The 13,157-nt window shown below is 73.2% G+C and carries 15 protein-coding genes; 8 read left to right on the top strand and 7 right to left on the bottom strand.

Annotated elements, in window-relative coordinates; all coding sequences use genetic code 11:
- Nucleotides 1-315: 315 nt before the first annotated feature.
- The 3 genes from ACI79A_RS11405 to ACI79A_RS11395 all read right to left on the bottom strand — a co-directional run bounded on the left by ACI79A_RS11405 (nt 316) and on the right by ACI79A_RS11395 (nt 4,207).
- A complete protein-coding gene (locus ACI79A_RS11405) occupies nt 316-2,055 on the bottom strand; it encodes an ABC transporter family substrate-binding protein (protein WP_457083127.1) in 1,740 nt (579 codons plus the stop codon).
- Nucleotides 2,056-2,450: 395 nt separating this feature from the next.
- Nucleotides 2,451-3,260 (bottom strand): DUF559 domain-containing protein, encoded by an 810-nt coding sequence (locus ACI79A_RS11400; protein WP_457083125.1) that lies wholly within the window; start codon nt 3,258-3,260, stop codon nt 2,451-2,453.
- A 185-nt stretch (nt 3,261-3,445) separates the two neighbouring features.
- A complete protein-coding gene (locus tag ACI79A_RS11395; RefSeq protein ID WP_457083123.1) occupies nt 3,446-4,207 on the bottom strand; it encodes a (deoxy)nucleoside triphosphate pyrophosphohydrolase in 762 nt (253 codons plus the stop codon).
- Between the two features lie 27 nt (nt 4,208-4,234).
- Between ACI79A_RS11395 and ACI79A_RS11390 the strand changes: the two genes are divergently transcribed.
- The 5 genes from ACI79A_RS11390 (at nt 4,235) to ACI79A_RS11370 (ending at nt 7,898) form a co-directional block, all read left to right on the top strand.
- Nucleotides 4,235-4,717, top strand: coding sequence for an RrF2 family transcriptional regulator (locus ACI79A_RS11390; RefSeq protein WP_457083121.1), 483 nt, complete (start codon nt 4,235-4,237; stop codon nt 4,715-4,717).
- 30 nt (nt 4,718-4,747) lie between these two features.
- Nucleotides 4,748-4,852 carry a putative leader peptide gene (locus ACI79A_RS11385; RefSeq protein ID WP_457083118.1) on the top strand — a complete coding sequence of 35 codons (105 nt, stop codon included), beginning with the start codon at nt 4,748-4,750 and terminating at the stop codon, nt 4,850-4,852.
- A 93-nt stretch (nt 4,853-4,945) separates the two neighbouring features.
- A complete protein-coding gene (locus tag ACI79A_RS11380) occupies nt 4,946-6,625 on the top strand; it encodes a nitrite/sulfite reductase (RefSeq protein WP_457083116.1) in 1,680 nt (559 codons plus the stop codon).
- A gap of 171 nt (nt 6,626-6,796) precedes the next feature.
- On the top strand, nt 6,797-7,510 hold the full coding sequence (locus ACI79A_RS11375; RefSeq protein ID WP_457083114.1) for a phosphoadenylyl-sulfate reductase: 714 nt from the start codon (nt 6,797-6,799) through the stop codon (nt 7,508-7,510).
- A gap of 16 nt (nt 7,511-7,526) precedes the next feature.
- Nucleotides 7,527-7,898: a 4a-hydroxytetrahydrobiopterin dehydratase gene (locus tag ACI79A_RS11370; protein ID WP_457083111.1), complete on the top strand. Its 372-nt coding sequence runs from the start codon at nt 7,527-7,529 to the stop codon at nt 7,896-7,898.
- Here ACI79A_RS11370 and ACI79A_RS11365 read toward each other — a convergent pair.
- Nucleotides 7,877-8,260, bottom strand: a complete 384-nt coding sequence (locus ACI79A_RS11365) for a VOC family protein (protein ID WP_457083109.1) — start codon at nt 8,258-8,260, stop codon at nt 7,877-7,879. The genes ACI79A_RS11370 and ACI79A_RS11365 overlap by 22 nt on opposite strands.
- A gap of 65 nt (nt 8,261-8,325) precedes the next feature.
- Between ACI79A_RS11365 and ACI79A_RS11360 the strand changes: the two genes are divergently transcribed.
- Entirely contained in the window at nt 8,326-8,712 is a 387-nt protein-coding gene (locus tag ACI79A_RS11360) for a hypothetical protein (RefSeq protein ID WP_457083107.1), read from the top strand.
- 16 nt (nt 8,713-8,728) lie between these two features.
- Here the strand turns inward: ACI79A_RS11360 and ACI79A_RS11355 are convergent, their stop codons facing one another.
- Both ACI79A_RS11355 and ACI79A_RS11350 read right to left on the bottom strand, forming a co-directional pair.
- The gene (locus ACI79A_RS11355; RefSeq protein WP_457083105.1) at nt 8,729-9,118 is read right to left on the bottom strand and encodes a DUF3037 domain-containing protein; all 390 of its coding nucleotides are present in this window, start codon (nt 9,116-9,118) and stop codon (nt 8,729-8,731) included.
- Entirely contained in the window at nt 9,115-9,972 is an 858-nt protein-coding gene (locus tag ACI79A_RS11350; RefSeq protein ID WP_457083103.1) for a HipA family kinase, read from the bottom strand. The genes ACI79A_RS11355 and ACI79A_RS11350 overlap by 4 nt, the downstream gene beginning before the upstream one ends.
- A gap of 155 nt (nt 9,973-10,127) precedes the next feature.
- On the opposite strand from ACI79A_RS11350, the gene ACI79A_RS11345 reads away from it, so the two are divergent.
- Nucleotides 10,128-11,702, top strand: a complete 1,575-nt coding sequence (locus ACI79A_RS11345) for a putative bifunctional diguanylate cyclase/phosphodiesterase (protein ID WP_457083101.1) — start codon at nt 10,128-10,130, stop codon at nt 11,700-11,702.
- A 21-nt stretch (nt 11,703-11,723) separates the two neighbouring features.
- The gene (locus tag ACI79A_RS11340) at nt 11,724-12,269 is read left to right on the top strand and encodes a DUF1990 family protein (protein WP_457083099.1); all 546 of its coding nucleotides are present in this window, start codon (nt 11,724-11,726) and stop codon (nt 12,267-12,269) included.
- A gap of 4 nt (nt 12,270-12,273) precedes the next feature.
- Here the strand turns inward: ACI79A_RS11340 and ACI79A_RS11335 are convergent, their stop codons facing one another.
- On the bottom strand, nt 12,274-13,098 hold the full coding sequence (locus ACI79A_RS11335) for a formate/nitrite transporter family protein (protein WP_457083097.1): 825 nt from the start codon (nt 13,096-13,098) through the stop codon (nt 12,274-12,276).
- Nucleotides 13,099-13,157 lie beyond the last annotated feature (59 nt).

Genomic DNA, 13,157 nt, shown 5'->3' with positions numbered 1-13,157 from the left:
CCGGGAGCGAAAGCCGTCCGGTGCGGGACGACGAGGTGTGCGGAGCGTCCGGATGGCCCGCAGTCGGCCGACTCTCGGGCCCCGCCGGCCGGCGGTGAGCGGGGACCACCGCCGGCCGCTCCGGGGCGGTGGACGCGATCGACGCGCCTCGGCCCCGGACGAGCCACGGCCCCCCAGGAGGGAGGTCCCAGGGGGCCGCGGATCCGGCGCCCGGCGCCGTCAGGACGGCGGCGCCGGGCTCTGGTGGTGCTCAGTGCTGGTGGTGCTCAGTGCTGGTGACGCTCGGAGCCGCTGGTGCGTGCTCGGGCCCCGAGGTCAGTTGTCGACGGTCCAGGTCGCCGAGTTCCACAGCGGACCAGCCTGGGTCGAGTTGTCCTCGACGCCGTTGATCGAGCTCTGGTACGCGATGAAGGTCGGCTTCTGGTACAGCGGGACCGTGGCGACCTGCTCCCAGAGCAGGGCGTCGATCTGGTTGCCCAGCTCGGCCTGCGCCTCGGGGTCGGGCTCGCTCACGAACTCGGCGAAGAGGGCGTCGATCTCCGGGGTGCCCTGCCGCGAGTAGTTCTGCTGGATGTTGTCACCCTGCGGCTGGGTGTAGATCGACTGCGTGGCGCCGCGGAACGGCGACCCGACCCACGCGAAGAGCGCGGCCTGGAAACCGCCACCCTCCAGGGAGGTGGGCGACTCGGCGCTCTCGAAGATGTCCGGGTTCGCGTTGAACGTCGCCTCGATGCCCGCCTCGGCCAGCTGCGGGATCATGACCTCGATGGTGGTCTGCCGCAGCGGGTTGTTGGCGGTGGTGTCGATCTGGACCGACAGGCGCTGCCCGTCCTTGACGTAGATACCGTCGGGGCCGGCGACCCAGCCGTCGCTCTCCAGCAGGGCCCGGGCCTGCTCGGTGTTCTGCTCCTTGTACTGGTCGGGAGCGGTGTCCTCGTACTGCGGCTGGTTGTTGAAGTAGATGCGGTTCTGCAGCACCTCGGCGTCGCTGGAGAACTGACCCACGGTCTGGTCGACGATCTCCTGGCGGTCCAGCGCCATGGTGAAGGCCTGGCGGACGGGCAGCGAGCTCAGGATCGGGCCCGTGGCGTTGAAGTCCAGGTGCTCGAAGGACAGACCGAAGGTGATGTCGCTCTCGACGTTCGGCGCCAGCCCCTCGACCTGGTCGACCAGGTCGAGCTGCGGCTGGGGGTAGATGACGCCGAGCTCACCGGACTGCAGACCCTGGACGGCAGTCGTCGGGTCGTTGCCGATGTTCTGGATGACGAGCTGGTCGAGGTTCGGCCCCTCGCCCCACCACTCGGGGTTCGGCGTCAGGACGACGACCTGGTTGCCGACGTCGATGTTCTCCGCCTTGACCTGCCACGGGCCACCGGAGATGTCCTCGGGCAGGCCCTGGGCGATCGGCCAGCCGGCGGTCAGGGTCTCGCAGAGCGCCACCGGGTCGTCGTCGTCCATCAGGTGGGCGGGCAGGATGCCCCCGCCGAAGTCGCCGCTGAACAGCGACTGCCAGTCGGAGAACGGGGTCTCGTAGGTGACGGTGACGGTCTTGTTGTCGTCGCCCGAGCCCTCGACCGAGGCGATCTGCTCGTAGCCGGTGGTCGACAGGTTCGCCGGGCAGCCACCGTCCGCCGGGTCACCGGAGCGGCTGCTGCGCCAGGTGAACTCGAAGTCGTCGGCGGTGATCGGAGTGCCGTCGCTCCAGACCGCGTCGGGGCTGATCGTGTAGGTGTTCACCTGCTGCCCGTCGACCTCTTCGAGGGTCGGCTCCTCGGTCAGCAGGTCCTCGTTGTAGACCACGCTGAAGTCCGGCAGCGCGTTGAAGGCGCCGGGCAGGACCCCGTGGATGATGTTGGCGGTCGACACCGCGTTCCCGGCGGCGATGTTCGGGAAGAGGTTCTCCGGGAAGTCGGTGGACTCGCCGAACACGACACGCCCGCCGCCGGACTCGTTCCCGCCGCCACCGCTGTCACTGCTGCCGCCGCACGCGGACAGCACCATCGTGCCGGAGACCCCGGCAGCGATGAGCATCGCGCTGCGCTTGCTCAACTTCACGTTCGATTTCCTCCTCGACCCGCGACTGGCACGGGAGGCGGTCGGGAACCGGGACCTGCCGGTGACGGCGAGGTGGCCGGTCGGTGACGAGTTCGTACGCATCTGGCAGACACCCGGTCGTGCAGAGCGGACGGGGAGGACAGTAAGCAGCCCCGAAGGGGCCGTCCACGACCGTCACCAACTTGTGACCTCTGCTCAGGACTGCTGCGCCCGACCCGAAACATCCGTGCAACACCGGCGCCGCCCACCTCGGGATTTCCAGGTTGGGACGGAGTGCGGCGAACGATCTTGCGTGTGGGGCGAGACACACGCGGACACGCCGATGCCACCTCCCGTGTGCGCACCATCGACGCGGTCCACCTCGCTTTCCGCGCGGAAAGCGAATCGGGGTCCGGTCACAGCGCTGCTCTGATCCGCGCGACGACGGCGTCGAGGTCTCTCAGGTCTGCGGCGAGCAGACGGATGACCCGCCACCCCGCCGCGATCAGCCGCTCGTAACGGGCGTCGTCCTTGACGATCTGCTCGCCCTCGAAGTGGTAGGCACCCTCGTACTCGACGATCAGTCCCGCCTCGGGCCAGGCGAGATCCACCTGGCCGAGCCACTTCCCCCGGTCCACGACGTCGAACTGCGGGACGGGCGCGGGGAGTCCGGCGAGGTGACAAGCGACGCGCAGCCAGGACTCGGGCGGGCTCTGCGCCCGCCCGTCCACGAGGGACAACGCCGACGCTGCCCGCCGGCCACGCCAGCGGCCCGGCGCACCGGCCACGAGCGCCCGGATCACGCCCCCGCTCAACGTCTGCGCGTGCGCCATGCCGTCCAGGCAGGCCACCGCGTCCAGCGTGCGCTCCAGCGTCGCGACGTCCCACGCGGTGCGCTCAGCGGAGGTGATCCGCGGCCCGTCCGCCGCCGTGGTCACGTCCCCGGGGGAGAGGAGGCTGCGGTGCACCCGCACGCCCTGCGGGCCCCGCCAGGCGGATGCTGGCGGCACGATCACCGTGACCGGATCGACGGGCCCCGCAGTCGGGGCTCCCCACCACACCGCAGCAGACCGACCGCCGAGGACGGCGTCCGCCGGGATCAACAGGGCTGCCGCCCGCGACCTGAGCTCGTGGTCGAAGGGCAGCCCCGGTTCCGCGTACACGTTGCGCAGGACGCGCCGGTAGAGCCGGAGCAGCTGTTCCCGGGTCAGCAGTCCCTCCGCCACCGCGTGGGAACCGAGGAAGACGCCGTGCGGAAGAGGTCGACGAGGCACCACGAACGGGGACCCTGACGCACCGGGACCCACCGTGAACCCGTCGTCCACAGGGAGACCGCCCCGAACACCACTTTCCGCGCCGAAAGCGAGCCCCCCGCCCTCGCTTTCGGCGCGGAAAGCGAAAGGAGCTGGGGCTACAGGGCGAGGAGGGCGCGGACGGCGGGGAGCAGCGGGCGGTCGGCGGGGATCCAGTCGAGCTCCTCGAGCTCGTCGTCGGCCACCCAGCGCAGTTCGGTGTGCTCGTGCGCCACCAGCTCGCCGCCGGTCACCCGCCCCCACCACACCCGCAGCGTCGACGACCCGGGCGCGCCCCCGGCGACGACGCCGTCCAGCGGCACCTCCCCCAGGAACGACTGCGGGGCGATCACGACGCCGAGCTCCTCGCGGCACTCCCGCACCAGCGCGTCGAGGTCGGCCTCCCCCGGCTCGACCTTGCCCCCGGGGAACTCCCACAGCCCGGCCAGCGGCCCCGACCCGCGCTGCGCGACGAGCACCCGTCGCCGGTCGTCGACCAGCGCGGCGCCGACCACCTGGGTCACCGCCAGGGCCCGCTCGGCGGCCGCTGCGGCGAAGGCGTCCAGGTGGGCCTGCATCGCGCGGACGACGCGGCCGCGCAGCAGCGTCTGGTCGACCAGCCCGCCGAGCACGCCGGGCAGCGACGTCTCCCCGTCGACCTGCTCCTCGACCAGAGTGCCGGCGCCGGTGGCCGAGAAGTGCCGCGTGTGCACCAGCCGGCGCAGGCCCCGGCCCGGCACCGCCTCGTAGACGTCGGACCACGGCCGGTCGGAGGCGACCTCCCGCAGCGGCTGCGGCCACGGCCGGCCGAGGGACCGCGCCACGTCGAAGGCGACGGTGAGCGGCGCCTCCACCAACGTGGTGAACCTCAGCTGGAACACGCGGGCCAGCCAACCAGACACGGCAGGATGAGCGCCGTGCGCATCTCAGCCCGGGTCGACTACGCGGTGCGGGCGGCCGTCGAGCTGGCCTCCGTGGCTCCCGAGTCGCTGACGTCGGAGCGGATCGCCCAGGCCCAGGGCATCCCCGCCCGGTTCCTGCAGGCGATCCTCGGCGACCTGCAGCACGCCCGGCTGGTCACCAGCCAGCGCGGCCGGGAGGGCGGCTACCGCCTCGCCCTGCCCCCGTCGGAGGTCTCCATCGCCCGGGTGATGCGGGTGGAGCAGGGCTTCCTCGCCGAGGTGCACGGCCAGCGACCCGAGGACGTCGAGTACCCGGGGCCCGCCGCGTCGCTGGCCAACGTGTGGGTGGCCGCCCGGGAGGGCTACCGGCGGGTGCTGGAGAACGTGACCCTGGCCGACGTCGTCGCCGGCACGATGCCGCCGCAGGTCGCCGAGCTCATCGAGCTCGAGAGCGCCTGGCGCTCCTTCGGCGTCCCCGCCGCCGACTGAGCACAGCGACCGAGCGCCACCGCCGGGCCGGTGTGGCACCATCGAAGCGTGACGGACTGCGGCGCCCTGCTCGTGTCGCGCCTGCACGTCGACCTGGCGCGGGTCTCCAGCGCCGCCTGTCGCGCCGCGCGCTGACCCCGGCCCCGCTCCCCCCGCAGCCTCCCTGCTGCACCCACACCCGGCCGCGTCGCGCACGCTCCCGTGCCGGCGCAGAGGAGAACGACTGACGTGTCGACCCCCACTCGCAGCAGCAACCGCCCCGTCCGCGGACAGGGGCAGTGGGCGCTGGGCTACCGCGAGCCGCTGAACCCGAACGAGCGGATGAAGAAGGACTCCGACGGGCTGGACGTCCGCCAGCGGATCCTCGACATCTACGCGCACACCGGGTTCGGCGGCATCGACCCCGGCGACCTGCGCGGCCGGATGCGCTGGATGGGGCTCTACACCCAGCGGGCCCAGGGCATCCCCGGTGGCAAGACCGCCGTGCTGGAGCCCGAGGAGCTCGAGGACGAGTACTTCATGCTGCGGGTGCGCATCGACGGCGGGCAGCTGACCACCGAGCAACTGCGGGTCATCGGCGGCATCAGCACGGAGTTCGGCCGGGACGTCGCCGACGTGACCGACCGGCAGAACGTGCAGCTGCACTGGATCCGGATCGAGGACGTTCCGGAGATCTGGCGGCGACTGGAGTCCATCGGGCTCTCCACCACCGAGGCCTGCGGTGACGTCCCCCGGGTCATGCTGAACTGCCCGCTGGCCGGGGTGCTCGAGGACGAGGTCATCGACGCCTCCGAGGTGCTGGCCCAGACCGTGGAGAAGTACCTGGGCGACCCGCAGTTCAGCAACCTGCCGCGCAAGTGGAAGACGTCGATGTCCGGGTGCGTCGACCACTGCACCGAGCCCGAGATCGACGACGTCTCCTTCGTCGGTGTGGTGAACGCCGACGGCGAGGCCGGCTACGACCTGTGGGTCGGTGGCGGTCTGTCGACCAACCCGATGTTCGCCAAGCGGATCGGGGTGTTCGTCCGCCCCGACCAGGTGACCGACGTCTGGGCGGCGTGCACCGCGATCTTCCGCGACTACGGCTACCGCCGGTCCCGCAACCACGCCCGGATCAAGTTCCTGATGGCCGACTGGGGCCCGGAGAAGTTCCGTCAGGTGCTGCAGGACGAGTACCTGCACGAGCAGCTCCCCGACGGCCCCGCCCCGGCGCCGGCCAAGCACGACCAGCGCGACCACGTCGGCGTCAGCAAGCAGAAGGACGGCCTCAACGCGCTCGGCTTCGCACTGCGCACCGGCCGGCTCAGCGGCACGCTGCTGACCCGGATCGCCGACCTCGCCGAGGAGTACGGCACCCAGGGCGGGCGGATCCGGACGACGACCCAGCAGAAGCTGGTGATCCTCGACGTCCCGGACGCCCGCGTCGAGGACCTGGTCGACGCGCTGGCCGAGCACGACCTGCTGGTGCGACCCAGCGCCTTCCGCCGCGGCACCATGGCCTGCACCGGGCTGGAGTTCTGCAAGCTGGCGATCGTCGAGACCAAGCAGCACGCCCAGGAGCTGTACGCCGAGCTGGAGCGGCGGCTGCCGGACTTCGACGAGCCCATCGGGATCAACGTCAACGGCTGCCCGAACAGCTGCGCCCGGTTCCAGACCGCCGACATCGGCTTCAAGGGCATGATCGTCCGCAACGCCGAGGGCGAGAGCGTCGAGGGCTTCCAGGTCCACCTGGGCGGTCACCTCGGGGTCGAGGCCTCCTTCGGCCGCAAGTTCCGCGGCCACAAGATCACCAAGGAGGAGACCGCGGACTACTGCGAGCGCGTGCTCCGCGGCTACCTCGAGCGCCGCGAGCCCGGCGAGCGGTTCGCCGCCTACGTCTCGCGCGCAGAAGAGGAATGGCTGGTCTGAGGTGAGCGAGCCGACCGAGCCGGCGCGGCCGGGAAGGACTCGCCAGCTCCCGGTGTTCCACTGCCCGTACTGCGGAGACGAGGACCTCGTCCCGGAGGGTGAAGGCTGGCACTGCACCGCGTGCCTGCGCACCTTCACCGTGCACCTGACCGGAACTGGGGTGAACCGACCGTGACCACGTCCCTCGTCCAGCCGACACCGGAGCTGGCCGCCGAGGCCGACGCACGCTTCGCGGGCATCGCCGACCCGATCGAGCAGGCCCTCGCCGTGCTGACCTGGGCCGGGGAGACCTTCGGCGACGGGTTCGCGATCACCTCGAGCATGGCCGACGGGCTGCTGGCGCACCTGGCCAGCCGCGCCGTCCCCGGGGTCAACGTCGTGTTCCTCGACACCGGGTACCACTTCGCCGAGACCATCGGCACCCGCGACTGGATCACCGGCGTGCTGCCGATCACGCTGCACAACGTGCAGCCGCCGCAGTCGGTGGCCGAGCAGGACGCCGAGCACGGAGCCAAGCTGTACGAGCGCGACCCGGACCTGTGCTGCTCGCTGCGCAAGGTGCAGCCGCTGGCACAGGCACTGGCCGGTTTCGTCGCCTGGGGCTCGGGGGTGCGCCGCGACGAGGCGGTGACCCGGGCGGGCACCAAGGTCGTCGACTGGGACGCCAAGCGGGGCATGGTGAAGGTCAACCCGCTCGCGGCCTGGACGCAGGAGCACGTCGACGCCTACATCGCCGAGCACCAGGTGCCGGTGAACCCGCTGCAGGAGATCGGCTACGCCTCCATCGGCTGCGCGCCGTGCACCCGCCCCGTCGCCTCCGGCGAGGACCCCCGCGCCGGCCGCTGGGCCGGCAAGAACAAGGTCGAGTGCGGCCTGCACGTCTGAGCGGCAGGATCGGGGCATGGCCCGCCGCACCCCGCTGACGCCCGACCAGCTCACCGCCGCTCTCGCCGATCTGCCCGAGTGGTCGGGTGACACCTCCGGCATCGAACGGACGGTGCAGGGCATCGACTTCGCCGACGCGGCCGAGGTGATGGCCGACCTGGCCGTGGCCGCCGACGAGCTGGACCACCACCCCGACGTCGACGTCCGGTGGCGCACGTTGCGCGTCTTCCTGACGACGCACTCCGCCGGAGGCGTGACGGAGCTGGACGTCGAGTACGCCCGCCGGACCGACGAGGCGCTCGCCCCGTTCACCGACACCGACCCGGAGCTCGCCGCGCAGGTCGACAGCCTGCTGGCCCCGGATCGTCAGCCGGGCAGCGGCGCGTAGAGGTCGACCCGGTAGCCGTCGGGGTCGGCGACGGTGGCGTAGCGCTGCCCCCACGGGGCGTCCCACGGCGCCAGCACCACCGTGTGCCCGGCCGCGGCCACCCGGGCGACCACCTCGTCGACCTCTGCCGGGCTGCCGAGGTTGCTCGCGAACGCCGCGCCGGTGCCCGGCCGGGGCGCCTCCCCGAGCAGCTCGGTCAGCATCGCGATCGTGTCGATCATGAGCCGCGCCCCGGTGCCCGGCGTGGCCTCCACGTGCTCCTCGCCGTCGTCGAACGTCGGGAAGCGGAACCCGAGCAGTTCGTAGAAGGCGACGGCCCGGCGCAGGTCGGTGGCGGCGACGCCCACCGCGGTGATCTCCATGCCGGTGGTCTACCGGGCGGGTCGGACAGAACGGTCCTGTCGGTGCGCACCGGCAGGCTGCTGGCATGGTCACCCGAACCGTCCTCTCCCCTGGTCAGCTGACCGCAGCGCTCCCCGGCCTGCCGACGTGGTCGGGCGACACGACCGGCATCTGGCGGACCGTTCGCCGGGTCGGGCTGCTGTCCGTCGGAGACGTGGTCAACGACCTGGCCGCGCTGGCGGAGGAGCTGGAGGAGGAGACCGGCCACCGACCCGATCTGGAGTTCCAGTGGCGGGCCTCCCGCCTCCGCGTCGGCGTGGGCGTGGGCGACGGGGTCAGCGGGCTCGACCTGGAGTTCGGCCGCCGGATCGACGCCCACGTCGACCCGACGCCCTACGCGGACGCCGGCCCCGAGCTGCAGGCGGCCTACGACCTCGTCGCTCGGTGGTTCCCCGGCTCCGGGCTGCCGTGACCCGGAGCAGTTCCCCTCAGCCCTCGACGGGGAGGACCAGCAACCTCAGCAGCCGGTCGGCCTCGGCGTCGGGGTCGGCGGTCAGCCCGGTGTGCACCGGGCCCGGCTGGACGACGGTGCTGCGCGGGGCGGTGAGCCAGCGGAACCGCGAGCCCAGCACCTCCCGGCCGGCCGCCCCCGCGGCGGGCTCGGCCGCGCAGACGTCGCCGGCCGCCTGCAGCGCGGCGTCGATGGCCGCCGGGTCGGCGGTCGGGTCGAGCGCGCGCAGCCGGTCGACGTCCAGGTGCAGCCGGGCGCCCAGGTAGTCCAGCTGCCGGCAGTAGACCAGCACCCCGGCGTTGAGGCACTCCCCCCGCTCGACCCGCGGCACCACCCGCAGCACGGCGTACTCGAAGGTCTGCTTCACCGCTGCGTCACCCCCTCGGGCGGCGGCGGCCCCAGCCAGGACGGCCGGTTCTGCCCACGGGGCGCCGACCGCCGTCCGGCACCGCCGGCCCGGGCGCTGGCGACCAGGCCGGGCAGCCAGGCGTCGCGGGCGGCGAGCCGGGCCAGCAGCTGGTCGACGTAGCGGGCGCGCACGGTCGCAGGCCCCTCGTCAGGCGTGGGCCCTTCCAGCCACGCGTCGGGCACCAGCGCGAGCACCTCGGTCAGCAGCTGCGGGGTGACCCGGGAGGCCAGCGCCGCGTCGGCGCCCGGCACGTCGGGCTCGCACTCGACCAGCGCGTGCTGGGCGGCGTCGTAGGGGCGGGTGACCGCGGCGGCGGCCCCGGCCCAGTTGTGGTGGAAGGTGAGCGAGGCGCCGTGGTCGATCAGGTGCAGCCGGCCGTGCCAGAACAGCATGTTCGGGTTGCGCCAGGACCGGTCGACGTTGCCGATCAGCGCGTCGAACCAGAGCACCCGCCCGGCCAGCTCCGGCGACACCTGGGCGGCGCCGGCCTCGAAGTCCAGCGCGCCGGGGAGGTAGTCCATGCCCAGGTTCACCCCGGCCGAGTTGCGCAGCAGCTCCTGCACCTCGAAGTCCGGCTCCCCCACCGCGAGCTCGGGCGCGACGTCGACGGTGACGAGCGCCGGCACCGGCAGCGACAGCCGGCGGGCCAGCTCACCGCAGACGACCTCGGCGGCGAGCACCTTCACGCCCTGCCCGGCCGCCCGCCACTTGACCACGTAGGTGCCCAGGTCGTCGGCCTCCATGAGGCCGGGCAGCGAGCCACCCTCGCGCAACGGGGTGACGTAGCGGGTGGCGGTGACGGCGGGCAGCACAGTGGGCACAACGTACCGCCCCCGGTCCGGGCTCCGGCCCCCCGAACGGATGACCGGCCCGCCGCAACCTCCCCCGGCCGATCGGGTGCACACCACCATGTTCGGTTCGGGCACTCGGTCACGGACGGCCGGCGCCAGCAGCGCCAGGAGGCGGCATGCGAGGCACGGGGCGGAACGCGACCGAGCTGCGCCGCACGGTGCTGGCGGAGTTCGGCGTGGTCGTGCTCCTCACCGTCGCCCTCGGCGCGGCCAGCGCGGCCTGGGACCTGCCGGACGCCCTGGACCGCTGGTCCCAGGGGCCGGTGCCGGTCGACCACCTGGTCCTGCTGCTGGCCGGCAGCCACCTGTTCATGATCGGCTTCGGCGCCCGGCGCGGGGCTCAGCTCAAGCGCGAGCACCGCCGCCGGGCGTGCGCCGAGACCGACCTCTCCTACCGGGCCAGCCACGACCTCCTCACCGGGCTGGCCAACCGCGAGTCCTTCTTCTCCGGTCTGGCCACCGCGCTCGGAGTCGACGCCGGCCCTCCGCCCGCCCTGCTCCTCATCGACCTCGACGGCTTCGGCGACGTGAACGCCACCCTCGGCCACGACACCGCCAACGACCTCCTGTGCGCGGTCGCGGCCCGGCTGACCGACGACGCGCCGCCCGGTGCCCTGGTGGCGCGCCTGGGTGGCGACGAGTTCGGCGTGCTGCTCATCGGGCCGGCCGCCGCGGACCCGCAGACCTCGTCCGCGCAGCTGCTCGCCGCGCTGCAGCAGCCGGTGCGGCTGGGCGACCTGGTGCTGGACCTCTCGGCGTCCGCCGGGCTGGCGGCCGGCCCCGTGACCGAGCCGACCGAGCTGTTGCGCCGGGCCGACGTCGCCTTCTCCGACGCCCGGGCCCACCGGACGGGGCTGGTCGTCTACTCCCCCGCGATCGACACCTTCGACGCCGACCGCCTGGTGCTGCACGGCGAGCTGCGCCGGGCCGTCTCCGCCGGCGAGCTGCGGCTGCACTACCAACCGCAGGCGTGCCTGCGCACGGGCCGGGTGATCGGGGTGGAGGGCCTGCTGCGCTGGGAGCACCCCCGCCGGGGCCTCCTGCTGCCCGGGTCGTTCATCGACCTGGCCGAGCACACCGGGTTGGTCCACGAGCTCACCGACGCCGTCCTGGTGCAGGCGCTCGCCGACAGCCGCAGCTGGGCCGACGCCGGCCGCCCGCTGCGGGTCGCCGTCAACCTCTCCGCGCGCAGCCTCGGCGACCTGACGCTGCCCGGGCGCATCGCCGCGCTGCTGGGCGATGCCGGGGTGGCCCCGGGCGCGCTGGAGCTGGAGATCACCGAGACCGCCGTGATGGACGACCCGACGCGGGCGCTGGAGGTGCTGCGCCAGCTGCGGGTGCTCGGCGTCGGTCTGTCGGTGGACGACTTCGGCACCGGGCACGCCTCGCTGGCCTACCTCACCCGGCTGCCGGTGCAGACGCTGAAGATCGACCGGTCGTTCGTGATGGGCATGCTGACCGACGCCGGCTCGCGGACGATCGTGCGGGCGATCATCGGGCTGGCGCACGACCTCGGGCTGCGGGTGGTCGCCGAGGGCGTGGAGAGCGCCGCGACGTGGCGGGACCTCCGCGCCCTGGGCTGCGACGAGATCCAGGGCTTCTGGCTGGGTGGGGCCGTTCCCGCGGACGAGCTGCCGGCGCTGGTCACGCAGCTGGAGCACCGCCTGAGGGCGCACAGCGCCCGGCCCTGACCGGCCGGGCACACTGGCCGGGTGGGAATCCTCCGCCGCACGACGCTCACCCAGCTGGCCGACGCACCGTTCACCTACCCCGAGGTGGGCGCCACCCGGGACGCCGAGTTGCCGGCCGGCTACGACCACGTCGACCGCCGCGAGCGGATCGGCTCGGGCGCGACGGAGTTCGACCGCGCCGCCGCCGCGGTGTTCCGCTGGGCGGCCCAGCGCGCCGCCGGCCTGCGGATCCAGGCCAGCGGACCGGCCAGCACGGTCGGCACCGTCGTCCTCATGACCGCCGGGCTGCGCCGGCTGGGTCTGGACATCCCGTGCCGGGTCGTCTGGGTGGTCGACGAGCCGGACCGCCGCGGGTTCGGCTACGGCACGCTCCCCGGCCACCCGGAAAGCGGCGAGGAGAGCTTCGTCGTCACGCGGGCGCCCGACGGCGAGGTGCACTACGAGCTGCGCGCCTTCTCCCGGCTGGCCACCCCGCTCGCCCGCCTGGGCGCTCCGATCAGCAGCCGGGTGCAGTCCCTGGCCCTGGACCGCTACGTGACGGCGATGCGCCGCGCGGTCCGGGGCTGACCGTTCAGTCGTCGCCGGCCGCGGCGCGCTCGTCCTTGATCATGTCCTTGCTGCGGACCAGCCGGAGCAGGGTGACCACGAACAGGCCACCGGCCATGTTGAGCAGCGTGGTGTACCAGAACCAGGCCAGCCAGTCGCCGTAGCCGAACGGTGCACCGGCGTGCAGCGCGACGAAGATGAGCAGCGAGTCCAGGATCGAGTGGAACAGCTGCAGCCCGGCGAGCAGGAAGCCGCCCGCCACCGCGGCGACCACCTTCACCCCGTCCGACTCGGTGCCGTGCTGCATCCGGGTCATCAGCGTGATGGCGATCCCCGCCAGGATCGCCAGCGAGGCCGACTGGAGGTCCAGCGGTGCGTCCACGAAGTGCGCGGCGCTCTCGATGGCCGTGTCGCCCAGCTCCGGGAAGGCGTGGGCGACCAGCCAGGCCACCAGCCAGCCGCCCAGCAGGTTCATCACCAGGGTCCCGCTCCACAGCTTGCCCAGCTGCGCGTAGCCGGCCCGGCCGGCCGCCACCGCGGTGACCGGCACCAGGAAGCCCTCGGTGAACAGCTCGCTGCGGGCCAGCAGGAGGGCGATGAAACCCACCGAGAAGGCGAGGCCGGCCAGCAGGTGGCTGCCGGTCTCGGCGTAGACCGCGAGCAGCAGCAGGACCCCGGTGGCCACCTCCAGGCCGCCGGCGAAGCCGGTGGTGAGGACCTCCCGCCAGCTGCGGTGCAGACGCTGCGCGCCGTCGCTGACGATGGTGTCGAACGCCTGCTGCAGTTCGTCCTCGGTCGGCCCCGGCGTCTCGCCGAGCTCCTCCCGGGCGTCCTCCTCGCGGATGGCCACGGTGCTCCTCTCCTGCCCTGATGGCCGGGCGAGGTGCGCCGCGGTCCGGCCGCGCACTA

Source organism: Modestobacter sp. SYSU DS0657, from assembly GCF_054050925.1.
This window is presented reverse-complemented; position numbering and strand designations above follow the sequence as displayed.